The organism is Flavicella sp. IMCC45537 (assembly GCF_057197705.1).
Genome location: NZ_CM170067.1, coordinates 2,581,818 through 2,606,498 on the forward strand (window position 1 = coordinate 2,581,818; position 24,681 = coordinate 2,606,498).

23 protein-coding genes are annotated in these 24,681 nt (G+C 33.3%); 5 read left to right on the top strand and 18 right to left on the bottom strand.

Annotation, left to right across the window (positions count from 1 at the left end; genetic code table 11):
• Window positions 1–84: 84 nt before the first annotated feature.
• Together lolB1 and AC2DGP_RS10575 are read left to right on the top strand one after the other, a co-directional pair.
• Window positions 85–855 (top strand): lipoprotein insertase outer membrane protein LolB1, encoded by a 771-nt coding sequence (gene lolB1 / locus AC2DGP_RS10570; protein ID WP_484490028.1) that lies wholly within the window; start codon window positions 85–87, stop codon window positions 853–855.
• A gap of 170 nt (window positions 856–1,025) precedes the next feature.
• On the top strand, window positions 1,026–2,114 hold the full coding sequence (locus AC2DGP_RS10575) for a murein hydrolase activator EnvC family protein (protein ID WP_484490029.1): 1,089 nt from the start codon (window positions 1,026–1,028) through the stop codon (window positions 2,112–2,114).
• A 69-nt stretch (window positions 2,115–2,183) separates the two neighbouring features.
• Here the strand turns inward: AC2DGP_RS10575 and AC2DGP_RS10580 are convergent, their stop codons facing one another.
• From AC2DGP_RS10580 to AC2DGP_RS10620, 9 genes are all read right to left on the bottom strand, one after another.
• Window positions 2,184–2,693 carry an acyl-CoA thioesterase gene (locus AC2DGP_RS10580; protein WP_484490030.1) on the bottom strand — a complete coding sequence of 170 codons (510 nt, stop codon included), beginning with the start codon at window positions 2,691–2,693 and terminating at the stop codon, window positions 2,184–2,186.
• A 56-nt stretch (window positions 2,694–2,749) separates the two neighbouring features.
• Window positions 2,750–4,453 (bottom strand): single-stranded-DNA-specific exonuclease RecJ, encoded by a 1,704-nt coding sequence (gene recJ / locus AC2DGP_RS10585; RefSeq protein WP_484490031.1) that lies wholly within the window; start codon window positions 4,451–4,453, stop codon window positions 2,750–2,752.
• A 127-nt stretch (window positions 4,454–4,580) separates the two neighbouring features.
• Window positions 4,581–5,000 (bottom strand): OsmC family protein, encoded by a 420-nt coding sequence (locus AC2DGP_RS10590; protein ID WP_484490032.1) that lies wholly within the window; start codon window positions 4,998–5,000, stop codon window positions 4,581–4,583.
• 49 nt (window positions 5,001–5,049) lie between these two features.
• The gene (locus AC2DGP_RS10595; RefSeq protein ID WP_484490033.1) at window positions 5,050–6,546 is read right to left on the bottom strand and encodes a GH3 auxin-responsive promoter family protein; all 1,497 of its coding nucleotides are present in this window, start codon (window positions 6,544–6,546) and stop codon (window positions 5,050–5,052) included.
• The gene (locus AC2DGP_RS10600) at window positions 6,547–8,004 is read right to left on the bottom strand and encodes a murein hydrolase activator EnvC family protein (protein ID WP_484490034.1); all 1,458 of its coding nucleotides are present in this window, start codon (window positions 8,002–8,004) and stop codon (window positions 6,547–6,549) included.
• 37 nt (window positions 8,005–8,041) lie between these two features.
• Window positions 8,042–8,620: a nicotinate (nicotinamide) nucleotide adenylyltransferase gene (gene nadD / locus AC2DGP_RS10605; RefSeq protein ID WP_484490035.1), complete on the bottom strand. Its 579-nt coding sequence runs from the start codon at window positions 8,618–8,620 to the stop codon at window positions 8,042–8,044.
• Window positions 8,621–8,624: 4 nt separating this feature from the next.
• Window positions 8,625–9,197, bottom strand: a complete 573-nt coding sequence (gene gmk / locus AC2DGP_RS10610; protein WP_484490036.1) for a guanylate kinase — start codon at window positions 9,195–9,197, stop codon at window positions 8,625–8,627.
• 23 nt (window positions 9,198–9,220) lie between these two features.
• Entirely contained in the window at window positions 9,221–10,078 is an 858-nt protein-coding gene (locus AC2DGP_RS10615; protein ID WP_484490037.1) for a YicC family protein, read from the bottom strand.
• 103 nt (window positions 10,079–10,181) lie between these two features.
• The gene (locus tag AC2DGP_RS10620) at window positions 10,182–11,081 is read right to left on the bottom strand and encodes a DMT family transporter (RefSeq protein WP_484490038.1); all 900 of its coding nucleotides are present in this window, start codon (window positions 11,079–11,081) and stop codon (window positions 10,182–10,184) included.
• 108 nt (window positions 11,082–11,189) lie between these two features.
• Here AC2DGP_RS10620 and AC2DGP_RS10625 point away from each other — a divergent pair, with 108 nt between their 5' ends.
• Window positions 11,190–12,221 carry a glycosyltransferase family 9 protein gene (locus AC2DGP_RS10625; RefSeq protein WP_484490039.1) on the top strand — a complete coding sequence of 344 codons (1,032 nt, stop codon included), beginning with the start codon at window positions 11,190–11,192 and terminating at the stop codon, window positions 12,219–12,221.
• Window positions 12,222–12,225: 4 nt separating this feature from the next.
• Here AC2DGP_RS10625 and AC2DGP_RS10630 read toward each other — a convergent pair whose 3' ends face one another.
• The 8 genes from AC2DGP_RS10630 to ric all read right to left on the bottom strand — a co-directional run bounded on the left by AC2DGP_RS10630 (window position 12,226) and on the right by ric (window position 22,089).
• A complete protein-coding gene (locus AC2DGP_RS10630; RefSeq protein ID WP_484490040.1) occupies window positions 12,226–13,620 on the bottom strand; it encodes a hypothetical protein in 1,395 nt (464 codons plus the stop codon).
• Window positions 13,621–13,728: 108 nt separating this feature from the next.
• A complete protein-coding gene (locus tag AC2DGP_RS10635; RefSeq protein ID WP_484492499.1) occupies window positions 13,729–14,325 on the bottom strand; it encodes a lipoprotein signal peptidase in 597 nt (198 codons plus the stop codon).
• 77 nt (window positions 14,326–14,402) lie between these two features.
• Window positions 14,403–14,786 carry a TraR/DksA family transcriptional regulator gene (locus AC2DGP_RS10640; protein WP_484490041.1) on the bottom strand — a complete coding sequence of 128 codons (384 nt, stop codon included), beginning with the start codon at window positions 14,784–14,786 and terminating at the stop codon, window positions 14,403–14,405.
• Window positions 14,787–14,790: 4 nt separating this feature from the next.
• Entirely contained in the window at window positions 14,791–18,198 is a 3,408-nt protein-coding gene (gene ileS, locus AC2DGP_RS10645; RefSeq protein WP_484490042.1) for an isoleucine--tRNA ligase, read from the bottom strand.
• A gap of 120 nt (window positions 18,199–18,318) precedes the next feature.
• The gene (locus tag AC2DGP_RS10650) at window positions 18,319–19,473 is read right to left on the bottom strand and encodes a DUF5929 domain-containing protein (protein WP_484490043.1); all 1,155 of its coding nucleotides are present in this window, start codon (window positions 19,471–19,473) and stop codon (window positions 18,319–18,321) included.
• Window position 19,474: 1 nt separating this feature from the next.
• Window positions 19,475–20,230, bottom strand: coding sequence for an SDR family NAD(P)-dependent oxidoreductase (locus tag AC2DGP_RS10655; RefSeq protein ID WP_484490044.1), 756 nt, complete (start codon window positions 20,228–20,230; stop codon window positions 19,475–19,477).
• 106 nt (window positions 20,231–20,336) lie between these two features.
• Window positions 20,337–21,257 carry a hypothetical protein gene (locus AC2DGP_RS10660; RefSeq protein ID WP_484490045.1) on the bottom strand — a complete coding sequence of 307 codons (921 nt, stop codon included), beginning with the start codon at window positions 21,255–21,257 and terminating at the stop codon, window positions 20,337–20,339.
• A gap of 100 nt (window positions 21,258–21,357) precedes the next feature.
• On the bottom strand, window positions 21,358–22,089 hold the full coding sequence (gene ric / locus AC2DGP_RS10665; protein ID WP_484490046.1) for an iron-sulfur cluster repair di-iron protein: 732 nt from the start codon (window positions 22,087–22,089) through the stop codon (window positions 21,358–21,360).
• A gap of 156 nt (window positions 22,090–22,245) precedes the next feature.
• On the opposite strand from ric, the gene AC2DGP_RS10670 reads away from it, so the two are divergent.
• Both AC2DGP_RS10670 and AC2DGP_RS10675 read left to right on the top strand, forming a co-directional pair.
• A complete protein-coding gene (locus tag AC2DGP_RS10670) occupies window positions 22,246–23,745 on the top strand; it encodes a carboxypeptidase-like regulatory domain-containing protein (RefSeq protein ID WP_484490047.1) in 1,500 nt (499 codons plus the stop codon).
• 53 nt (window positions 23,746–23,798) lie between these two features.
• Complete coding sequence (locus tag AC2DGP_RS10675) at window positions 23,799–24,149, top strand: hypothetical protein (protein WP_484490048.1); 351 nt, start codon at window positions 23,799–23,801, stop codon at window positions 24,147–24,149.
• On the opposite strand, the gene AC2DGP_RS10680 is transcribed toward AC2DGP_RS10675, so the two are convergent.
• On the bottom strand, window positions 24,146–24,601 hold the full coding sequence (locus tag AC2DGP_RS10680) for a CBS domain-containing protein (protein WP_484490049.1): 456 nt from the start codon (window positions 24,599–24,601) through the stop codon (window positions 24,146–24,148). The genes AC2DGP_RS10675 and AC2DGP_RS10680 overlap by 4 nt on opposite strands.
• Window positions 24,602–24,681 lie beyond the last annotated feature (80 nt).

Sequence of the window (24,681 nt, forward strand, 5' to 3'; positions counted from 1 at the left end):
TGAAATAAAAAGAAAGTCAAACTTCATAAAATTGTATCTTGCCCCAATTAGCATTTACAACAATAATATTCTTAAGTTTTAATCATGAAACTACAGCATTTTCTGTTTATCATTCCCTTTATTTTAATGTCTTGTGGTGGTGGTAAAACCATTACCAACAGAGCAGATATTAAAATCGAAACTCCAAAAAAGATATTAAAAAATCACTCAAAAAGTAAGTTTGACAAAAACACGCTGAGTGCTGATCTAAAACTTAACTTTAATAGAAAAGGCAGATCACAAAATGTAAACGTCAAATTAAAAATTGAAAAAGACAAGCAAATATGGATGAGTGCAAACGTATTTGGTTTTCCTGTTGCAAAGGCATTGATTACACCAGAACGTGTTAGTTATTATGTAAAAATAAACAAAACCTATTTTGATGGTGATTTTTCAGAAATCAACCGTTTATTAGGTGCGAATTTAGATTTCACTATGCTACAAAATCTTTTGTTGGGTGATGCTTTATTTGAAATGAAACCAAAAAACTACCAGGCTTCCATTGACCAACAGGCTCATCTTTTAACACCTGTTCAAGGCAACGAACTCGTTGATTTATTATTTTGGATTCATCCTTTAAACTATAAAATTGAAAAGCAAGAAATTCGTACTTTTGAAAGCAACAGATTTTTATCCGTAGCATATTCAAACTATACTGAAATTGATGCTACTCCGATTCCTGGACGTGTTGAAATTGTTGCAAAAGACGACAAAAACAATGCCTCTATTCGTTTTGATTTTAAATCTGTAAAATTGGATGAAGAGTTAACTTTTCCATACAAAATACCAAGTGGTTATAAAAGAATCATTAAATAATGTTGCGTCAACCCTCTATTGCTTTGAAAAACAAAAACCTTAAAAAATTCATGTTTCGTGTTCTTTTTATTTTTTGTCTTCTGCTTCTCAATTTTTCAGTTACTGCCCAAGCCCCAACTCAAAAATCTCTAGAAGCAAAAAGAGCTCGACTTCAATTAGAAATAAAAAAAATGAATTCTCTGCTATTTGAATCTAAAGCAGAAGAAAAAGATATCCTTCAAGATATTGCCAACTTAAATAGAAAAATCGCTGTTCGTTCTAGATTAATTAGAACGATCAATCAAGAAGAATCTGTTTTAAATTCAAAGATTAAAAAAAATAAAAATCAAATTGCTACCCTTGAAAAAGAACTACAAGTTTTAAAAGACGATTATGCTGACATGATTTACATGTCCTATAAAAGCAAGTCTATGCAAAGCAGGTTGCTATTTATTTTATCTGCAGATAGCTTTCATCAAGCCTACAAAAGATTCCAATACATGACTCAGTACACAGAGTACAGAAAAGAACAAGGTGAAGAGATTGTGTCTCAAACTAAAAAAATAACAGCACTCAATGATGATTTAAAAATTCAGAAAATTGAAAAACAAAATTTAATTGCAGCTCAAAAAGAAGAACAAGCTAAAATTGAAATAGAGAAAAAAGAACAGGAAGTATTAGCAAAAGAAGTTACTGCTGAAAAGAAAAAATACACCGCTCAAATAAAAAAGAAACAAGATGAAGAGCGAAAAATTGACAAGCAAATTGAGAAAATAATTAGAGATGCAATTGCTGCAGCAAACAAGAAAAACTCATCAAAAAAATCCTCTAATTTTATTCTTACACCAGAAGCTAAAATTTTAGCCTCTAAATTCGCTACAAACAAAGGTAAATTACCTTGGCCTGTTACCAATGCCCTTGTGGTTAGAAAATACGGAAAAATACCTCATGAGACTTTAAGAGGAATCACTATTCAAAGTAATGGAATTCATATTGCCACAAATAAAAAAGCCAGAGCTAAGGCAATTTTTGAAGGTACTGTGCTTGCCATTCAAGTAAGCTCAAATGGTATCAAAACAGTCTACATCCAACATGGTAATTATATTTCCTTATACAGCAACCTTGCTACAGTAGCATTGCAAAAAGGTGATAAAGTAAAACTACAACAAAGTATTGGTGAAATACACACGGATAAAGTAACGGGTAAAACTATTTTAAAGCTCCAAATTTGGAAAGACACCAAAACGGAAAATCCTAGTTATTGGCTTTTAAAATTGTGATTTTTTTCTATTAAAAGAAAGAAGTTCACCGCTAGAATAAACTAAGTTTTTCAGATTTTCTCTGCGTCGTTATTCAAACAAAGCCTTTAACTCTGTTGCCTCATTCGGCTTCATTTTTCCAGACACAAGCAAGCTTAATTGTCGACGACGTAAGGCAGCTGTAAATCGTTGTTTTTCTAACTTCGTTTCAGGAACCAATTCTGGAACTTTTATTTTATTCCCTTTTTCGTCTACAGCTACAAAAGTATAAATGCATTCATTCACCTTTGTTCGCTCTCTAGAAATTCTATCTTCTAGCCATACATCTGCATAGATCTCCATAGAAGAACCAAAAGCTCTTGAAACTTTAGATTCAATCGTTACGGTACTTCCAACAGGAACCGGCTTTGTAAAAACAACATGATTTACAGAAACGGTTACCGCAATAGCATTAGAATGACGTTGCGCAGAAATACAACAAATTCGATCTACTCTTGCCAACAATTCACCACCAAACATACCATTTAGTGCATTGGTATCACTTGGTAATACTAAATCTGTTGTAATTGCTAAAGATTCTTTTGCTGTTTTTTGCGCCATAATAATTTGATCAATTCAAAGTTACAAAATAGAAACACTAATTTATCAAGGATAATTCACAATTCCTCTGCTTTAATATCTTTTAACATCAATTGCAACGAAGTAGTCCCTTGCCAATGATTTTCACCAACAGTAAAAGCTGCCTTAAAAGCATTCCCAGATTTTGTCAATTCATATTTATCTCCTAAACCAAAACCAATAGCATTATAGGTTTTATTATCAGCGCCTGAAAGTATATTCAATTTCAAATGCGACTTATCGGAGCCAACAGGTTTTCCATAACCGTTATCTCTCAAACCATTTGCCATAAAAACTGGATGCATATTTTGTGGTCCAAAAGGAGCCATTTGACTCAAAATTCGATAAAACTGAGGCGTAATATCAGACAAAAAAACCTCATTATCAATTAGCACTTCGGGAGTTCTTAATTCCTCTGGAATGCTATTTTTTACCACTTCCTCAAACTTAGCTTTGAATTTATCATAGTTCTCTGGCTTTAATGTCAAACCTGCAGCATACTTATGACCACCAAATTGCTCTATAAACTCACTACACTCATGCAAAGCATCATACACATCAAAACCCTTTACTGATCTTGCTGAAGCTGCTAGCTTATCTCCAGATTTTGTAAAAACCAATGTAGGACGGTAATAAGTTTCAATTACTCTGGAGGCAACGATACCAATAACTCCTTTATGCCAATCTTCTTGATACACGACACTCGTATAATATTCTTCTTCCTTATTTTCTCTTATTTGAGCAAGTGCCTCTTCTGTAATTTTTTTATCGAGTTCTTTTCTATCGGCATTATTGGTTTCAATAGCTGCAGCAAATACCTCAGCTTTAGCTAGATCTTTTTCAGAAAGTAATTCTACAGCATACAAACCATGTTTCATTCTTCCGGCTGCATTTATTCTAGGAGCTATTACAAATACCACATCGGTAATAGTCAACTCTTTTTTATCCAACTGTTGGATAATTGCTTTAATTCCTGCTCGGGGATTCGAATTAATCACCTTCAAGCCTTGAAACGCCAAAATTCTATTTTCACCTGTCATGGGAACAATATCAGCGGCAATAGCTGTTGCCACTAAATCTAAATAAGGTATTAACTCATCAAAAGACTGCCCTTTTCTTTGGGACAAAGCCTGAATCAATTTAAACCCAACACCACAACCACACAACTCGTCATATGGATAAGTACAATCTTTTCTTTTAGGGTCTAATACAGCTACTGCCTTAGGAATGGAATCTCCCGGTCTATGATGATCACAAATAATAAAATCAACTCCTTTTTCCTTAGCATAGGCAACTTTATCGATGGCTTTGATACCGCAATCCAGAGCAATAATCAATGAAATATCATTATCAGAGGCATAGTCTATTCCCATATACGACACCCCGTATCCCTCCTTATACCTATCGGGTATATAGGTGGTCACTTGTTCATAATCTGACAAAAGATAAGAAGACATTAAGGCCACAGAAGTAGTACCGTCGACATCGTAGTCTCCATAAACCATAATATTTTCACCCTTATGAATAGCCTGTTCTATTCGCTCCACGGCGAGCTCCATATCCTTCATTAAAAAAGGATCATGCAAGTCTTCTAAATTAGGTCTAAAAAAACATTTGGCCTCTTCAAAAGTTTCAATCTCGCGCTGCACTAATAATTTGGCAATCGGACTAGCGACCCCCAAAGCCTTTGCCAACGAAGTTACTTTTTCAGAATTTGGAGCTGTTTTTAATTTCCAGCGCATAGTATTTTCTTTTAAAACCCGAGTTTACTCAAGTTACAAATTCACTTAGATATAAAAAAACCAATCCTAGTAAGAATTGGTTTTCGTTTTATTTTTAGTCGTTAGAAATCCCAACGAACCTAAATATTTATTGTTCGATATATTCCGTTGAGACAGTAACCTCAGCAAACTGACGAAACATCTCCATAACTCCACAATATTTTTCAACAGATAACTTCACTGCCTTTTCAATTTTAGCGGTCGCAAAATCACTACCATAAAACTTAAAAGTTACGTGTACTTTTTTGTAAAATTTAGGATCAACATCCGTTAACTCACCAGCAACATCAATAGAAAAATCTGCTACCTCAGCACGCATTTTTTTTAATAGTGAAGATATATCCATCCCTGCACAACCTGCTAAAGCAGATAACATCATTGCTTTCGGACGAACTCCTTTCCCTTCACCTCCAAACTCTTCGGCTCCATCAATCAACACTTTTCCACCTGGTCCTTCCGACTCAAAGTGCATTTTTCCTTTCCAACTTAACTCTACATTATGTGTCATCTTAAATTCTTTTAAATATTATAAAACAGCTACAACTGTATTTTCATTTTTATTCTACCACAAAATTCTCTAATACATCAGCCACCTTTCTATTATCTGATAACTGTGGTATTTTATTTTGGCCTCCAAACTTACCAATAGATTTCATGTATTCATGAAAACCACCTTTTTTAACCTTACTAATTTCTAGAGGCCTTAACACCTTTCCTTCAATCAGATCAAAATAATATATGTTTTGAGATTGCATAGAAGCATCTATTTTATCGGCAAAAACCTGTAAATCTTTCGGAGCTTTTTCAAACTCAATAAACCATTGATGATACGGAAGTCCGCTTTCAGGATTTACCTGTGGTGCCACGGTAAATTCACTAATATTAACTTCAGTTCCTTCCATTGCATCTCTTAAAGCTTGTTCTACTTCTTTCCCGATTACATGTTCACCAAAGGCGGATATAAAATGCTTAATTCGTCCTGTTACTCTTATTCTATATGGATTTAAAGTTGTGAATTCAACAGTATCACCAATATTATACCCCCATAATCCAGCCGAAGTATTCAAAATAATCACATAATTTACCCCTAATTTCACATCCTTTAACGAAAGACGTGTCGGATTTTCGTTAAAAAACTCATCCGCAGGAATAAATTCATAGAACATACCACTATCTAATTGCAGCAACATTCCTTTATGAATCTGACTGTCTTGATAGGCAATAAACCCCTCAGAAGCGGGGTACAATTCAATATAATCAATCTTCTTCCCTATCAAAGCCTCGAACTTATTTTTATAAGGCTCAAAGTTTACTCCACCGTAAATAAAAAAATTAAATTTTGGAAAAAGCTCTGACACAGTTTTCCCTGTTTTTTCTTGTAGCTTCTCAAAGTACATCTGAACCCAAGATGGAATTCCGCTTATTACAGTCATATCTTCGTTGATGGTTTCATCAACAATAGCATTTACCTTTGTATCCCAATCTTCAATACAATTTGTTTCCCAACTAGGCATTCTATTTTTTTGCAAGTATTTAGGCACATAGTGTGCTACAATACCACTTAACCTACCTAAACTTACCCCATTTTTATCTTCTAAGATGGGGCTTCCTTGTAAAAACATCATCTTTCCATCAACGAAAGAAGCGTCATTGGTTTGTGCAATATAATGCAATAACGCATTTCTAGCGGCCTTGATATGCGTTGGCATAGACTCTTTTGTAATTGGAATATACTTTGCACCAGAAGTAGTCCCTGAAGTTTTTGCAAAATACAATGGCTTTCCTTTCCACAAAACATCACTCTCCCCTTCTACTACCCGATCCACATAAGCACGTAACCCTTCATAATCCACTACAGGAACATTTGCTTTAAAATCTTCATAAGTTTTGATTTTTTCAAAATTATGATCTTTTCCAAACGCTGTATGCTTAGCCCCAGAAATTAAATTCTGAAGTACTTTTTCCTGGGTCTCAATAGGCTTTTTAGCCCATCTATATACTCTCTTCTCAATGAATTTTGCAAACGGAATTGCAAATGCTGCTTTTATACTCATTTATTCGAATTCAATAAAATTTATTGGGTTTACGGAATACCCTTGATACCACATTTCAAAATGTAAATGCGGTCCCGTGCTATATTCTCCGCTTGACCCTGCCATAGAAATCACTTCTCCAGATTTCACCAAATCTCCTTGATCTCTATACAATACCTCATTATGCTTATAAACAGATATATATTTATTTGCATGCTCTATTATTACCACATAGCCTGTTTCTACTGTCCATTCTGCAAAAACAATTGTACCATCTGCGACTGCTTTTACTCCTGTTCCTTTCGTTACTGCAACATCAACAGCAAAGTGTTTATCTTTCACACTGTATCCATCTGTAACAATCCCTTTTACTGGTGCAAAAAACACCACTTCATCGGTTCGGCTCGTTTCAAAATCAAACAAACTATAACGATCCTCTCTTTCAACATCCTCTCGAAAAATAGAATCTTTAGAAGATCTAACCAATAATTTTTCTTCTGTTTCATCTACTTCTTTGAAAGGCTTTTCATCCGCGATTTCGCCAATTTTTTTTTGTCTTTGGTCTAAAACTTGAAAAGTTAAACTATCAATAATAGCATCTTTCTCAAACAAAGAAGCATTTAAACTAGTTAATTCTTTCTGGTGTGAGGCTAACAATTTCCCCTCATTTTCTTTGTACTCCTTTTGCAATAACTCTCTAACTTCTTTTCTTACTTTTTCAGCATTTTTATTCTGAAGCGCTATAGAAGCCTGTTTTTCTTTAGATAAGGACTGCAAATTATGTTTCGACTCAATATCCTTTAAGGCTATTTGTTTTTTCAATTCTGAATTTTCCTTAGTAAAGGAAAGAATATTCAATTTCAATTCCTGAAGTGAATCTTGCTGTTTTTCAATGGTAAGTACATAATCCTCTTTTAACTGATCTAAATTCTTTTTATTTAAATCCTGCAAAGAACCTTCCGTTTCTTGATGTTTTTTCTGTAACAAATCGGTTTGTCCTTTGTACAATGCCTTATAAGTACTATCCATTTCTTTCCTCACCCTTTCAATAAGCGCAGCAATAGAATCATTTCTAACCGGAAATTTAAGAAGCTTACTTTTGTCAACCTCAACATTTTTGTAAGGTAGGGTTACATCTACTAGCGTATCTTCTCCTATTAAAATTGGACGAATAGCGGCTGTAAATTTTGTAAGCACATCTACCTCCGACTGTAAAGAATCTACTTTATAGAACAAAGAAGTGGCTTGTTTTTTTAAGGCTGTTGAAGAATAACCCGGTATATACTCTTTGATGGGTGTAAAAGCTATTATAAATACAGTAATTAAGACCAATAAAATACTGAAAAGTCCACCAAACACAAATACATTCAAACGTGTTAATTTAAACGAAAACCTCTCTTCAAAAGAAGCCTCATTTAAAACCACAAGTCTAAACTTTTTGGTTAATTTTTTCTTTAAATTATTCTTTGTCGTCTTCATTTAGCTACACAAATATAATAAGTATGGCTCTCAAAATTTATTTTTTATAAAAATTCATTTGTTCCACATACTCCCATACTTTTGGTGGTAATAGAGGCTTTACATTTTTACCGGCTTTGATTGATTTTCTAATATGGGTTGATGAGATTTCAACAATAGGAGCATCTATCTTATGAATCCTATTATTATCAAATGAAACTTCTTTTTTTTGCTCATACACTCTAGGATATACATAGATATTGTGATTCTCCACAATTTCAGTATAGTTTTTCCATTTATGTAGATTCTGTAAATTATCCTCTCCCATAATCAAACTAAACTGATATTTAGGATACTTTTCTTGAATGTGAACTAGGGTGTTAATCGTATAAGAAGGCTGAGGCAATTGAAACTCAATATCTGTTGGTTTAATTTTAGGATACGCTTCTGCCGCCTGATACACCATTTCATATCTTTGATAGTTATCTAATAAAGTAGCTTTCTTTTTAAATGGGTTATGCGGTGTCACCACCATCCAAACTTCATCTAAATCGGAATTCTCAACCATGTGATTGGCTATAATCAAATGACCTACATGAATAGGATTAAATGTTCCAAAATACAAACCGATATTCATGGCCTTACTTTTGAATAAAATTATTTACAAGATTGAATGCATCTTTTTTAGCAACCTCCAAATCGTCATTGATTAAAATCACATCAAAATCTTTGGCATAGCTGATTTCTTTCTCTGCTTTTGCTACACGCTCTAATATTTTCTCTTCACTATCTGTTTGACGCAAACGCAAACGCTTTTCCATCTCCTCTACAGAAGGCGGCTTTACAAAAACGGCCAAAGTTTCTTCAGGAAATTGTTTTTTGATATTCAATCCTCCGATCACATCTATATCAAAAACTACATGTTTCCCCATGCTCCAAATCCTATCCAATTCAGATTTTAGGGTTCCATAGCAATTGTCTGTATACACCTCTTCCCATTCCAAGAATGCATCTGCTTCTACTTGCTTTTTAAACTCTTCTGGACTTAAAAAATAATAATCTTTCCCATGTTCTTCTTGACCTCTAGCTTCTCTTGAAGTAGCTGAAATAGAAAAATCTAAACCTAACGCCTCTTCTTTTAACAAATGCCTTACTATGGTAGTTTTACCAGAACCTGAAGGTGCCGAAAAAACAATTAACTTCCCTTTTGCCATTATTTTTTACTTATCCGTTTGAATTATAAAATATTCAATACTTGTTCTTTAATTTTCTCCAACTCATTCTTCATCTGAACCACGACTTGTTGCATCGTTGCGTAGTTAGATTTAGAACCAGTGGTATTGATTTCTCTTCCTATTTCTTGCACAATAAAACCTAATTTTTTACCATCAGATTTCTCATTATTTAATTCTTCAAGAAAATATTCTAAGTGATTTGCTAAACGAACTTTTTCTTCGTTGATATCTAATTTTTCTAGATAGTAAATAAGCTCTTGTTCAAACCTATTTTCGTCAATGGTAACGCTCAATTCATCTATAGCTTTTCTCAAACGCTCTTTTACATGATTCAATCGTTCTTCATCAAGTCTTTCTATTTCTTCTAAAGCTACTTGAATATTCTTGATTCGTTCTCTAAAATCAGCCTCTAAAGAATGTGCTTCGTCTTTTCTATATTGCACTATCTCAGCAATTGCAGAATCTATCCCTGCAGCTATTTGTTCCCACTCCGTTTCATCGATTTCTTCTCTAACCGACTGTAAAGCATCTGGCAACCTCATGGCAATTTCCAAAAACTGAATATCGGTCCCCTCAGACAAACCTCTTAATTCTTGTATATACTTACCTACTACCTGTTTATTGATAACTGTTTGAGTTTCCTCTCCCGTCATTTCAACATAAATAGAAAAATCAACTTTTCCTCTTACCAAACTAGAAGCAAGCTGCTTACGAATCCCTAATTCCTTTTCACGGTAATAAGAAGGCATTCTGGTGTTTAAATCTAAATTTTTACTATTTAGAGATTTTACTTCAATTGTTATTTTTTTGGTTGGTAACTGCAAAACAGCCTTACCATAACCAGTCATGGATTGTATCATCGATTGAATCTAAAAATTATGCAAATTTACTGATTTTAAACTAGACTATCTCCAACGATTCTCTAAGATATCTAACCAATCATTTATTAAAACAAACAGCTTGTTATTTCACAGAAGACATCTCGTTCACCGGCTTTGTAACCAAATACACACCAAGACAAATAAGCAATGTAGTTGATACTTTTACCAAAGAAAGAGAATCACTCCCCACAAATAAAGCATACATTGAGGCAAATACAGGATGCAAATAAACAAACACACTTACAGTGGTTGGTTTCAATTTAGTAAGCGCAAAAAGGTTAAATAAGTAATTAATAAAGGTTGTAAAAACAACGATAAAAAATAACTCAAAATAAATATGCCTTGGCATAGAGACCCAATCAATCAACAAAAGCTCCTCATAAGCAAAAGGCAAAACTATTGGAATACTAATGGTATACATCCATTTAATGATATGGATAGGGTTGTATTTAGCCAATAATTTTTTCACTACTACCAAATACAAACCATAAAAAGCTGCATTTAAAAACACATAAAAATTTCCAATAACAGAACCTGCACCTCCGGCAAGATCCTGCTTGTGAGTAATCAAAATAAAAGCCCCAAGTAACCCAATAAAAAGTCCGATAATTCTGGACTTTACCAACTTTTCTTTGAGTAGGATTATTGAAAAAACAAAAACCATCAGTGGAGTCACTACTGCAATTGCGGAAGCCACTATTGGCAAAGCTGTATTCAATCCTTTGTAGAAAAATAACATATTTACACTCGTTCCCAACAAAGCACAAACTCCTAGTCTAAGATAATCTTGCTTTTCAATTGTTTCTGCTTTTATAAATAAACCAAACAACCAAAACAACAGAGCAGAACCTATTACTCTAAAAAATATCAAGGCAAACGGTTGTACAAAATTAGGCATTACATCTTTCGCTACCGTATAGGACACCCCATAAATAATAGCAGTTGAAAATGCAGCAAGTAAGGCGATGGTTCTTAAATTCATTAGACCTGTTTTGAACTGCAAATATGCGGTTATTTTTTGTCTCCCACTGATAGATTCCACTATTCTTTCGCACAAATACTGTACATTTACCCTCAGAAATTTTATGATATGGGAAACAAAAAAAACATCTTAGTTATCCGCCTATCAGCCATGGGCGATGTTGCTATGACTGCTGTGGTTATAAAAGCTTTACTGAATCAAAACGACAACATTAGAATAACACTACTATCTAGAAGTTTTTTAAAACCTATTTTTGCAGACATCCCAAATGTTACGTTTTTTGCAGCTGAAACCAAAGGGAGACACAAAGGAATTTTTGGAATCTATAGACTTTACAAAGAGTTAAAAAATCTTGACATACATGCCATTGCAGATCTCCACAACGTTATGAGGTCTAAACTTCTGAATTTCTTTTTTGGGAATACTCCTTCCGCAACATTAAACAAAGGAAGAGCCGAAAAAAAAGCCTTGGTAGCCATAGAAAACAAAGTTTTCAAACAACTCAAATCTACACATGAACGCTATGCAGATGTGTTTCGAGAATTAGGTTATACTATTGATCTTTCCAATATAAAGCTAGAGAAACCCCAAGCTCTAAACCAAAATCTAATCGATATTATTGGAGTTTCTACTAAAAAACTCATTGGGATAGCTCCTTTTGCGCAACATGAAAGCAAATGGTACCCACTTGACTTAATGGAGAATATTATTGAAACACTTTCGAAAAACCCCAACACTACACTTCTTTTATTTGGAGGCGGAGAAAAAGAGGTTTCACAACTCAACGCTATTGCAAACAAACATGAGAATACTATCTCTATTGCAGGAAAAATAAAACTTACCGATGAATTATCTCTTATATCTAACCTAGACTGCATGTTAAGTATGGACTCTGGTAATGGACATTTCTCAGCTTTATACGGAATCCCAACGGTAACTCTCTGGGGAGGAACTCATCCATATGCCGGCTTCAGACCTTTTAATCAGCCAAACGAAAATTCATTTATTCCAGATTTAAAAAAATATCCTCATATCCCTTACACTGTTTACGGAAACAAAATGCTTGAAGGATATGAGGATGCTATGAGAACTATTGAACCTGCATCGGTTTCCAATAAAATTCTCGAAATAATTAAGTAAAGAACTAGTTACCAGTACCTTTATAATCTATAATATTCACATCTAATGAAATACTATTAATGGTTGAAGAAGAGGAATTTAAACCAACTGTAATTTTTCCATAAATATAATTATCAATATCATAAACCTGATAATAATCATAACCTCTTTCCTCATAACTATCAAAATTAAGCTCTATTTTATCTCCATTATCAAAAACCATCTTTAAAAGACCTTGTGCTTTTACATAAGTATAAGAACTAACAAAAACAGCATACATATATTGACTCATCAAAAAAGGAGGTAAATTTCTAACATGATACTCTGTTCTATACGCATCATCTTCAAATTTTGCTGATTTATGAACATCAATTACCGGATCATTTCCATCGATAGCAATAGAAGTAAGAATTTCGCAAACACTATTTACCTGTTCGACAGTTTTATCAACTAAAATACCTTCTTGTTCATTACCTACAAACCTACCCAAATACACATCTGTTGGTAACGACAATTTATAGCCTATCTCCTCGGACTCTATCATTGTAACCATCTTCGACAAAAACACAGGAACTCCTGTATCAATAGATGTAGAATGCCCAAAACCATAAACATTATTCTCATCTACAAAAGACGCCGTACCTGTTGCATAGAAATTCATATAGGTTCCTTGTAATTCAATTAAAGAAATAGAATTCCCTGGGATAACATCATCCTGACTCATTGACTTCACAGATACTAGTTCTTTTCCGACCCTAGCACTCTGCTCTTCTATCTTGGCATTTTTATAAACATCAAACACTCCTGTACTATCATTAGACATATAAGACGAAAACGACTCACTATCAACACCAGTCACCGAGTAACTTAAGTTTAAACTGTTAAAATTTGATTTAGCAGCTGAAGTTTCCCTCGAACCAACACCTTGAACATCTTCAATGGCACGAGCTGCAAATTGATGATTTGCATACGCAAAACCGTAACACAAAATAGCGATTACTTTTCCATTTTTATCTAACACAGGGGAACCACTATCCCCTTGACCAATTACCAATCCGTCGAGCGTTTTACAAAAAACCAAACGCTCTCCACCCGCCTCATAAACTCCATCAAACAAAATATCATATTCATCTACTCGAACACCATCTCGATTAATTCTTAATTTTAAAGAATCCCCTTTAACAAAGGAATCCTCAACAACATCAAATGAAATAATCTCAGATGGATTGGAAGTAACATTTACCTGAGACGGTCGAGACTCAAAAGTTCCTAAAACCGTAACAATTCTTTCTTCAATATCTCCCTGTATATCAGCAGCAGTATCATTTTCCGAACACGAACTTACGACAACAACAAAACACAACAAGACAAGTTTAGACAATAGTTTTCCTTTAGAGAAAACAAAATTCTTTTTTTTCATAGCTTTTTTTTGCGAAGATATAAAAGCTAGTGAAATAAAAAGACTTTCATAAAAAAACTATCTAAAGACTTAGAAACATTAACATTTAGCTAACCTTTCATAATACATCTAAACCTCTTTAGGAAAAATTTTGTTTCCGAAAATGATAAGAATAGCCACTCCTATTGTAATAGCAGAATCAGCAATATTAAATATCGCATTAAAAAAAGTAAAGTTTTGACCACCAAATTTTGGGATCCAAGTAGGTAGAACACCTTTCCACATTGGGAAATAAAGCATATCTACAACCTTACCATGGAAAACAGTTCCATAAGGTTCTGGTGCAAACAAAGTTGCTATTTGATAATTGGAGTGATCAAAAATAACACCATAGAAAACAGAATCTAAAATATTTCCCAAAGCTCCTGAAAAAATCAAGGCAATGGAAATCACAAGTAATTGATGCCCCTTTTTTTGCACTGTTGAATACAACCAGTAGCCAATTCCAACAATGGCACACAAACGAAATAAGGTCAAGGCTAACTTCCCTGTCTTTCCACCTATTTCCGCACCCCAAGCAGCACCGTTGTTTTCAATAAAATGAATTCGAAACCAATCAAAAACATATACTTCTTCACCTAACATAAAATTAGTTTTTATCCAAATTTTACTGATTTGGTCAATAGCTAAAACGGCGATAATTATTAAAATTGCTTTTTTCAAAATGGGATCTCTTTTACACAAAACAACTTCTTTATAACCAAATAAAGAAGTTGTTTCTTATATAATTTAGAACGAAAAAATTATGATTGCTTCTTTTTCGCTTCAATACTCAATGTTGCATGCGGAACTAATTTCAAACGTTCTTTTTGAATTAATTTCCCCGTTTCTCTACAAACACCATAAGTTTTATTCTCAATACGCAATAAAGCGTTTTTCAAATCACGAATAAACTTCTCCTGACGAATAGCCAACTGAACATTTGCTTCTTTTGCCATTGTTTCAGCCCCTTCCTCAAATGCTTTAAAAGTAGGAGACGTATCGTCTGTACCATTCGTACTATCGTTTTTATAAGCCGCATTTAGAATATCTAAATCTTCTTGCGCTCTTTGAATTTTAGCTTGAATGATTTCTTTGAATTCATTCAAATCACTTTCTCCGTATTGGGGTCTGATACTTTCTTCCATAGTTTTAGTTTTTACTTATCAGAAGTTTACTTTTTATATCATCAAATTCTACTTCTACTCCGTCAGAAATTGATGCCGTAAACTCTAATGAATTAGTTAGCGTTTCTGTTTTGATATAAGCTTCGTTTTCCAATACTGCCTCTTTTAAAATAGCATTGTCTTCGATTGTCAATTGTATTTTATCTGTTACTTCAAACCCTGAATCCTTACGGATATTTTGAATACGATTGATCAACTCTCTAGCGACTCCCTCTTTTCTAAGTTGTTCATTTATAGTAACATCCAAAGCAACTGTTAAACCTGCTTGATTTGCTACTAACCAACCTTCGATATCTTGGGAAGAAATCTCCACTTCATCAGTTGTTAAATCTACAAATTTTCCATTTATTTCTAAAGAAATTTTTCCATCTTTTTCCAAGGTAGCAATATCATCTTGAGTGAATTTCTGCACTGCAGCCCCAACAAATCGCATCTCTTTACCGTACTTTGGTCCTAGCACCTTAAAGTTAGGTTTGATATTTTTTACCAAGATTCCAGAAGCATCATCAATCAACTCAATTTCTTTGACATTCACCTCCGAAATAATCAAATCCTGTATTGCCAATATATCCTCACGATCTCTTTCGTCCAAAATAGGAATCATTACACGTTGTAACGGTTGTCTTACTTTGATCATTTCTTTTTTACGCAACGACAATACCATTGAAGAAATTTGCTGCGCTTTTTGCATTTTGCGTTCTAATGAAGCGTCAATACATGTTTCATTTGCAACAGGGAAATCCTCTAAATGAATTGATTCTTGTGCATTACCCTCCACTGCATTTGTCAAGTCTTTATATAAATTATCCATAAAGAAAGGGGCAATTGGCGCTCCTAACTTTGCAACTGTAACCATACATGTATATAATGTTTGGTACGCTGAGATTTTATCATGCTCATATTCTCCTTTCCAAAAACGTCTTCTACACAAACGAACATACCAGTTACTTAAATTCTCAGTAACAAAATCTTGAATTGCTCGAGCAGCTTTGGTTGGCTCATACTCTGCGTAAAACTTATCTACTTTATTTATCAGGGTATTCAGTTCTGAAAGCACCCATCTATCAATTTCTGGTCTTTTAGAAATCTCAATGTCCGCTTCTGCATAACTAAAGTTATCCAAGTTTGCGTATAATGAGAAGAACGAATACGTGTTATATAAAGTTCCGAAGAATTTTCTTCTCACTTCATCTACACCATCCAAATCGAATTTTAAGTTATCCCAAGGATTTGCATTTGCAATCATGTACCAACGTGTTGCATCTGGACCAAACTTATCCATTGTAGCAAAAGGATCAATTCCGTTCCCTAAACGTTTAGACATTTTTTTACCATGTTTATCTAACACCAATCCGTTAGAAACAACATTTTTATAAGCTACTGAGTCAAAAACCATAGAACTGATAGCATGCAAGGTATAAAACCATCCACGTGTTTGATCTACTCCCTCTGCAATAAAATCAGCCGGATAAAATTTATTATCATCAATCAATTCTTTATTTTCAAAAGGATAATGCCACTGTGCATAAGGCATAGACCCTGAATCAAACCAAACATCAATCAAATCGGATTCACGTTTCATTGGTTTACCTGAAGGAGAAACTAAAGTAATCTGGTCCACAATATTTTTATGCAAATCAATATTATCATAATTCTCATCAGACATATCTCCCACCACAAAATCAGCGAAAATATCTTTTGACTCCACTCCAGCTTCAATCGCTTTCGCAATCTCTGCTTTTAACTCCTCAACAGATCCTATCAATATTTCCTCAGCACCATCATCTGTTCTCCAGATTGGCAAAGGGATTCCCCAATAACGAGAACGAGATAAATTCCAGTCATTGGCGTTTTTTAACCAGTTTCCGAAACGCCCCTCTCCTGTTGATTTTGGCTTCCAATTGATTGTCTCATTAAGATCAAACATCTGGTCTCTTTTCTCAGTTACTTTTACAAACCAAGAATCCAAAGGGTAATACAAGATAGGCTTATCAGTTCTCCAACAATGTGGGTAACTGTGCTTATATTTTTCTACATTAAAAGCTTTATTCTCTTCTTTTAATTGAATTGCTATTTCAACATCTACAGATCTATCCGGAGCTTCACCATCATTATAGTATTCATTTTTCACATATTTACCTGCATAAGGACCTACATTTGATGTAAATTTCCCTTGTAAATCAACCAATGGAATTGGATTGTCATTTTCATCCAATACCAACATAGGTGGTACTTCTGGTGTAGCTTGTTTTGCCACCAAAGCATCGTCTGCACCAAAAGTAGGTGCCGTATGCACAATACCAGTACCATCTTCTGTGGTAACAAAATCACCAGAAATTACTCTAAAGGCATTTTCCGGGTTTTCATATGGCAATGCGAATGGTAATAATTGTTCAAATTTAGAACCTACCAATTCAGCCCCTTTGTATTCATCAACAATAATAAAAGGAATTTTTTTATCTCCTTGTTTGTAAGCTGCCAAATCTGACTCTGCCTCAACAGCCACAAACTTTTTACCGAACTGCTTTCCTACCAATGCTTTTGCTAACACGACTGTGATTGATTCAAAAGTATATTGATTGAAAGATTTTACTGCAACGTAATCAATTTTTGGTCCAACCGTTAAAGCTGTATTTGAAGGCAAGGTCCAAGGAGTTGTTGTCCAAGCTAAAAAATGCACATCTCCTTCTAACTCTTGTAATTTCGTTGGCAACGTATCTTTTACCGCCTTGAATTGCGCTACAATAGTTGTATCTGTAACATCTTGGTAAGCTCCCGGTTGATTGATTTCATGTGAACTCAATCCTGTACCAGCTTTTGGAGAATATGGCTGAATAGTATATCCTTTGTACAATAAATCTTTTTTGTACATCTGAGATAACAACCACCAAACACTCTCCATGTATTTTGGCTTGTAGGTTACATATGGATCTTCCATATCAACCCAGTACCCAATTCTTTCTGTAAGGTTATTCCAAACATCAGTGTATTTCATTACCGCTTTCCTACAAGCATCGTTGTATTCTTCGATCGAAATTTTTGTTCCGATATCCTCTTTGGTAATTCCTAATTCTTTTTCAACTCCTAATTCAACAGGCAACCCATGAGTGTCCCACCCAGCTTTACGCTGAACTTTAAAACCTTTCATGGTTTTGTACCTTGGAAAAATATCTTTTATAGTACGTCCGATAACATGATGAATACCAGGCAATCCGTTTGCAGATGGTGGCCCTTCAAAAAACACGTATGGTTCTTTTCCTTCCCTGCTGCTAATACTCTTTTGGAAAATATCATTTTCTTTCCAAAATTTCAACGTCTCATCAGCGACATTTGTTAAACTTAAGCCTTTGTATTCTCTAAATTTAGCACTCATTTTTCCTTGAATTCAATTGAGTTGCGAAAATACATATTTTCTATGAGATTTTACAAGCATTTTTATGTTAAGAAAACATGCGCTAAAAAGCTAAAAATGAACACTTACAGTAGATTTACCTCAAAATTTATTTTGAAGTTGATATTTCACTTTTCTAAGCAAACGAATTGCTTCTTTATACTGAACATAACTTTTTTTATCCTCTAATTTCTTTAAATATAAACGTGCAGATTGCAACTTAGCCTTTGCCTCGTTAAAGCCATTTAAATAACAAATCAAATATGTGATTGGAAAATCTTTAAAAACCTCTTTTTCAAATGTTGTTAACACTGAATTCCCAAGTATTTTTTCTAAAACAACATTATTTTCATCATATACAGCTTGCAGATTATTTTGATCAAATTTTGGAGTTTCAAAAAGAAACTCAGTGGCAATATTATACGTTCCATTATCTCTGAAATGAATGACTGTTTTTTCTAATGGATACTTTTTTAAATCTTTCAAAATCCCCAAATAAACATACTCCGTAATCACAAAAGACTCTTTACCAATTTCAATGGTTACTATATCTAAAGAAGAAAAAAACAACCTGACCTGCTCTTTGATCAACTCAATATCTACTCTTGTATAATACAACTCCCCATCGATATACTTTTTCTCTCCCGCCCAACAGAGTACAAAATATTCCTTAAAAACTAAATATGTAGGATTGTATTTGACAGGATGTTGCTTGATAAAATCAAATACTCCATTTAACGTCAACTCAATAGTATCACTCGATGATTTTTCTAGTTTCTCTACAAGTTCTTTGTTGTTATTTCTCAATACAAACCCATCACTAGTGGGTGTAGATGCGCTTCCTTTTCTAAAAAAAGCCATCCCTTTATCGTATTTCCAATAATTTTTCTTTAAGGATGATAATTTATTAGTAGGCATAATGGTTACCAATCCTAAAACCTTATGACGTGGTAATTTTGGAAAAGAAATATTCTCATATTTTATGAACGGCGGGTTCACCAAACAAGAATTTACTAAATCTTGAATTCGACTGTCATCGAAAAAATCTACTCCAACAATTTTATTTGTCCCATCATCAACACCAATCACAATATAGGAATTGTTCTCTGGGTTTGAATTTGAGAGTGCACAAATATGTTTTAAAAATTTTGCCTTCCCTTCCTTAGAGTCTAAATCAATTTTTCGCTTGTTATCATAGAAACTATTTTCATCATTATGATTTAATAGATTCCTGATAAGAAGACGTTTATTGATCATTTTAAAATTCTTTGTGAATTTGGGTTCCGGATGCTTGCGCGTTTGGCAATATTAAAATATCTGAAATATTCACATGATACGGTCTTGTAACTACAAAATGAATCAAATCTGCAATATCTTCTGCTTTTAGAGCCTCAAAGCCTTTATAAACATTATCAGCTCTTTGAACATCACCTTTAAACCTAACGGTAGAAAATTCAGTATCTACTAAACCAGGGTGCACAGCCGACACTCGAATTCCATATTTACTTAAATCCATTCGCATCCCTTTATTTAGGGCATCTACCGCATGTTTGGTAGCACAATATACATTTCCTCCTTCGTATACTTCTTTTGCAGAAATAGATCCAATATTAATAATTTGACCTTTTTTTTGAGCCACCATCCCAGGACTAATCGCTTTGGTTACATAGAGCAAACCTTTGATATTAATATCAATCATTGCTTCCCAATCCTCCGTATCTCCTTCTTGAACCGGACTCAGACCATGTGCATTTCCCGCGTTATTTATTAAAACGTCAATTTCCTTAAAGCTTTCTGGTAAAGATTGTACCGCTTTAAAAACTGAATTTTTATCACTAACATCAAAATTTAAAATACAAACATCAGTAGTTGCAGAAAGTTCTTTTTGCAATAACTTCAATCGATCCAATCTTCTTCCACATAAAATTAATCTTATATTATTCTTTGCAAAAATCTCTGCTGTTGCTTTTCCTATACCAGAAGTAGCACCTGTAATAAAGGCTGTTTTTTTCACTTTAAAATATTTAAGTTAAAGGTATAAAAAAAACCGTCTCCAAGCGGTGACGGCTTTCTTATTTTTGATTGGATAACCACAACCAACCAAAATCAACTAACCAAACTTAATATGAAATTTTATTTATTTTTTGTCTTTTTATTTTGGAGCGTTTCCGCTCAATTTTATTTTTATTAGAAATTTTTCCATCCTTTAAATATTGAATAAAATAATCTCCTTCAAATTTATATGTTGTCCCAGAATTGATATGAAATAACTCTACAATAGTATCACTTACTACAGTTAACTCAAAAGTTTCAGTGTTAATACTATCATAACCCAGTGTTAAAACTTTCAAATCGTCATATCCATCAATGTCAAAGATTTCATAATTACCTTCGTAATTCCAAAACACTAAATCAATATCCGTGCCAACTTTTGATTCTGAAGAATAAAATGTATTATTTTTTTCTGCAGTAAAGCGTAAAAAGTTCTCATAATCAAATTCATTCCTACTTCCAGCAATGCTTGTCTCATATTTTCTCCATATCTCAAAGTCTTGAAGAAGGTACTCTATATTCTCATAAAATAATTTATCGTAATCAAATTCTTCTACATCATACCCTATTAAAAAATAACTGGTTTCTGTAGCCACATGATACAACTCAATTTCATTCTCAGATAACTGATGCACCTCAAAAGAATCTTGTCCATCTAAATCATGATTCGCCACGAGCACACCTCTATTTAAATCATAATTCCCAATTTGAATTCCAAAACCGTTTCCTTGGAAACCAATACCTGAGATATTATTATTTGCATACAAATTACCCCTATTAAAAGACAAAGTAAAGGCCAACTGCAAATACGGTATTTCATCAGATCCTTTAGTTGCATGGTAGTCTAAATACCACAAATCATAAGCTTCCACAAAGCTCGGGTCTCCGATAGACTCCACAATATATTCATCTGAATACTCATTGATCACACAAGAACTAAACAGCAACAATGAAATTGCTAACGAAAATGTAATTTTTAAAAGTCTCATAGGCATTAGGTTTAATTAATTAAGACTTTTCAAAGTTTGTGCCAAAAAAATAGAGCCTTTGAAAATTTCTTTAAAAGCGAAAGGCATAATTTTTCATTTGTTATAACTCACTCCATATATTTTTCTCTATTTTTTTTGCTTTTGGGTGTAAAATATTATTTTCTAAATGAATGTGTTGATGCAAATCCTCTTCAAACTCTTGCAATTTAGAATACATCGCTTTAAATGTATTGCACGCCTCTTTTGGAGTGGTATAATTATTAGTTAATTCGGCAATTCTTTTAAAAATTTCACCTGCGGATTCATGCTCCTCTTCCATCACTTGAATAGGGTTTTGAACCGATTGAAAATGAGGTTTGGCATACTCCTCCAATCCATTTTCTATTTGAACCAAATACTTGATATATGGAAAGAGAATTTTCTCTTCCTTTTGCATATGGAAATTTAATTCTTGAGCAACCTCCCTAAACAAAGATTGAATTTCTAACAATTCTGTATAATGGTGCCCATGAACTTTAGTCACTTTATTAATATATTGATTCAAAACAGCCACACTATCTAAAACATATTTATGATGAATGTTTACAATATGATCTATTAAAAAATTTAAATTCCAGCTATCATAGTTTTCTGCTCTATTTGTTATTTGATCCACATTTTGCAAATCTTGCAACAAATCATCATACAAAACCCCTTTTTTATTGCAAACTTTATCCAATGAAACTCCTCCACCGCAACAAAAATCTATGCCATGCTTTTTAAAAACATCAGCGGTTTTAATATTATTAGAAACTACATCTGCTACAGTACACTCTTTGGTTATCGTTAACATATTCTATTATTTCAATAAGAGACTAATTTATCCTTTTTACAAATATATACAAAATCTAACCATTTACAAGTTCGATGTAACCAATTCGTTTTCTTTATATAAGGAAATGAGTATCTTTAAAAAATCCAACCTAAATAAAATATAAAAACATTAACAATGTTCTTTTACAAAATGCCTTCTGCGAACCAAATCCAAAAACTTTGTTTCGCAATTATTTCAAGCTTATTAATGTTTTCATCCTTCAAATCTGCTGCCCAAACGATAGAAGGAACCGTTTTGGAAACCGGAAAAAAAACGCCATTACCCTATGTAAACATATTCATTAAAAAAAACAACAGAGGAACGATCACCAATGAATCTGGAACCTATTCTTTAAACGTTAAAGGACTACAAGAAACGGACACGATTTCTTTTCAATTTATTGGATTTAAAACCGTAAATACAACTTTCCAAAGCTTATCAAAAAATCCTACGATACTATTAACGAACGATGTTATGTCTATTGAGGAAGTTGTGATTACAAACAAACAATTAAAGGTAGAAGATATTGTAAAAAATGTTCTCAAAAACAAAGACCTTAACTACAATACAAATTTTCAAAAGACGCAAATATTCTCTAGAGAGCGCTACATAACCGATGTAAATAAAATAGAACTCGATTATAAAAAAAGTACTATTGAAGAATTAAGTGAAGATACCATTCGAAATTTTGAAGAAAAAATGCCAAAAACCTCTACTTCATATTTTGATTTTTTAGCGGATTTCTATTTTAACGGACAAAACTCAGACTTTAAAATTGCACCCATCCAAGCAGCAGAACTTATTTCTAAAGACTTGGCCGAACTTGCAAACTATGAAGACGTTTTTAACGCTCTTTTCGCCGACACTAAAGACAAAGAATATTGGAAGATAAAAAGTGGGATGTTTGGAGAAAAAATAGATTACGAACAAGACACTACAGAGGTGCCTGAAAATGCAGATAGTAGACCTCTTTCGTACTTTAAAGCCCAAATTAAAGAAAAATCAAATTACGTTACCCTAGAAGACAAAAATTTTTGGGAGTTTTTACACAAAACCGGACGTTATAATTTTGAGTTAGAAGGAAGCACCTCTGTGAACGGTGAATCTGTTTATATCATCAGCTTTACCCCAAAAAAGAAAGGAAAATTTATTGGTAAACTATTCATCACCACTGAATCTTTTGCCCTCTTAAAAGCAAGTTATCAATACGCCGAAGGCAAACGAGGCAAAAACTTCAATTTATTAGGAATAGGCTATACAGAAAATGGTTTTAAGGGCTCTATATACTTCGAAAAAGAAAACAACACTTACCTATTAAAATATTTTTCTTTCAACAAAAATTACAACATAAGAATCAATCGAAAAATTGCCTTGCAAAAAAAGAAAAACCGCTTCCTTTTTGATAAAACATTAAAAGAATTAAAAATTGGCTTGAATTTAAATTTGCAAATTCAAGAAGCTATTGAATATTTTGCCATAAAAACAGCAACCATAACAAAAAAGGATTTTGATAGCTTTCAAGAAAGCAAAACATTTAATGTAATCCACATTGACCAATTTGATCAAGAACTTTGGAAAGGATATGACATCATAGAGCCGACAAAAAAATTAAAAGGCTACAAAAAGCTAAAATAACCTTGTTATTTACCTAAAAAGGATTTTGTAACTTAGAGCAATATAATAACACTATGAAAAAACAATGCCTTGAATGTGGAGATGAGTTTATCGGTAGATCAGATAAAAAATTCTGTTCGGATTATTGTAGAAACTCATACAACAACAAAGTTGACTCAGAGGCCAAAAATTTAATTCGTAACATCAACAATCGACTTAAAAAAAACTACAAAGTACTCAACAAACTAAATTCTTCCGGAAAAACAAAAATCCCTAAATCTAAAATGATAGATGAGGGATTTTATTTTCAATATTTTACAAGTATTTACACCACTAAAACAGGTAATACTTATTTTTATGTCTATGATCAAGGCTATCTTCCTTTAGACAATGACTTTTATCTTTTAGTAAAAAAGGAATCTTAAATATCTTTTAACGCCAAAGCTGCTTTTAAAACATCTCTACGACTTATTTGCCCCACTAACTCACCATTATCTACCACAGGAAAACGTTTTCTTTTTGACTTATAAAACAACGTAGCAACTTCAAAAATTGACATGTCAGAGGTTATTGTTTCCACATCTTTTACCATATGGTCTTCTACCTTTACGTCATTCATAGGAACATTGTAATAGCCACTTTCTGCGATTTGCTTCATACAATCTCCCTCAGAAATAATTCCCAGCAACTGATTTGTATCATTTACCACCGGTCCACCAGAAATTTTATTTTTAATCAACAACTCCATTACTTCTAAAACGGATTGATCTGCTCTAAACGTGATTAATTTAGTAGTCATATATTTTGACACAAAAATTTTATCTGTGTAGTCCTTTTCCTCCTTTGTAGTTGGTGCTTTAAAATTCTTTATTGCCATGTGGTTATTATTTTAAGTAGTTAACAATTTCTTTTGCTTTTTGTTAGCTTCCCTAATATATAAATTTATTCATAAAAAAA

What these genes read in the sequence shown, in the direction of transcription:
- recJ (WP_484490031.1), bottom strand. Translation starts at nt 4,453, where the DNA reads ATGCGCTGGAAATTAAAAACAGCTCCAAATTCTGAAAAAGTAACTTCG.
- AC2DGP_RS10620 (WP_484490038.1), bottom strand. Translation starts at nt 11,081, where the DNA reads ATGAATTTAAGAACCATCGCCTTACTTGCTGCATTTTCAACTGCTATT.
- lolB1 (WP_484490028.1), top strand. Translation starts at nt 85, where the DNA reads ATGAAACTACAGCATTTTCTGTTTATCATTCCCTTTATTTTAATGTCT.
- AC2DGP_RS10650 (WP_484490043.1), bottom strand. Translation starts at nt 19,473, where the DNA reads ATGATCAATAAACGTCTTCTTATCAGGAATCTATTAAATCATAATGAT.
- AC2DGP_RS10670 (WP_484490047.1), top strand. Translation starts at nt 22,246, where the DNA reads ATGTTCTTTTACAAAATGCCTTCTGCGAACCAAATCCAAAAACTTTGT.
- ric (WP_484490046.1), bottom strand. Translation starts at nt 22,089, where the DNA reads ATGTTAACGATAACCAAAGAGTGTACTGTAGCAGATGTAGTTTCTAAT.
- ileS (WP_484490042.1), bottom strand. Translation starts at nt 18,198, where the DNA reads ATGAGTGCTAAATTTAGAGAATACAAAGGCTTAAGTTTAACAAATGTC.
- AC2DGP_RS10615 (WP_484490037.1), bottom strand. Translation starts at nt 10,078, where the DNA reads ATGATACAATCCATGACTGGTTATGGTAAGGCTGTTTTGCAGTTACCA.
- AC2DGP_RS10575 (WP_484490029.1), top strand. Translation starts at nt 1,026, where the DNA reads ATGAATTCTCTGCTATTTGAATCTAAAGCAGAAGAAAAAGATATCCTT.
- AC2DGP_RS10600 (WP_484490034.1), bottom strand. Translation starts at nt 8,004, where the DNA reads ATGAAGACGACAAAGAATAATTTAAAGAAAAAATTAACCAAAAAGTTT.
- AC2DGP_RS10595 (WP_484490033.1), bottom strand. Translation starts at nt 6,546, where the DNA reads ATGAGTATAAAAGCAGCATTTGCAATTCCGTTTGCAAAATTCATTGAG.
- AC2DGP_RS10640 (WP_484490041.1), bottom strand. Translation starts at nt 14,786, where the DNA reads ATGGAAGAAAGTATCAGACCCCAATACGGAGAAAGTGATTTGAATGAA.
- AC2DGP_RS10680 (WP_484490049.1), bottom strand. Translation starts at nt 24,601, where the DNA reads ATGGCAATAAAGAATTTTAAAGCACCAACTACAAAGGAGGAAAAGGAC.
- AC2DGP_RS10675 (WP_484490048.1), top strand. Translation starts at nt 23,799, where the DNA reads ATGAAAAAACAATGCCTTGAATGTGGAGATGAGTTTATCGGTAGATCA.
- AC2DGP_RS10590 (WP_484490032.1), bottom strand. Translation starts at nt 5,000, where the DNA reads ATGACACATAATGTAGAGTTAAGTTGGAAAGGAAAAATGCACTTTGAG.
- nadD (WP_484490035.1), bottom strand. Translation starts at nt 8,620, where the DNA reads ATGAATATCGGTTTGTATTTTGGAACATTTAATCCTATTCATGTAGGT.
- AC2DGP_RS10660 (WP_484490045.1), bottom strand. Translation starts at nt 21,257, where the DNA reads ATGAGACTTTTAAAAATTACATTTTCGTTAGCAATTTCATTGTTGCTG.
- gmk (WP_484490036.1), bottom strand. Translation starts at nt 9,197, where the DNA reads ATGGCAAAAGGGAAGTTAATTGTTTTTTCGGCACCTTCAGGTTCTGGT.
- AC2DGP_RS10625 (WP_484490039.1), top strand. Translation starts at nt 11,190, where the DNA reads ATGGGAAACAAAAAAAACATCTTAGTTATCCGCCTATCAGCCATGGGC.
- AC2DGP_RS10580 (WP_484490030.1), bottom strand. Translation starts at nt 2,693, where the DNA reads ATGGCGCAAAAAACAGCAAAAGAATCTTTAGCAATTACAACAGATTTA.
- AC2DGP_RS10630 (WP_484490040.1), bottom strand. Translation starts at nt 13,620, where the DNA reads ATGAAAAAAAAGAATTTTGTTTTCTCTAAAGGAAAACTATTGTCTAAA.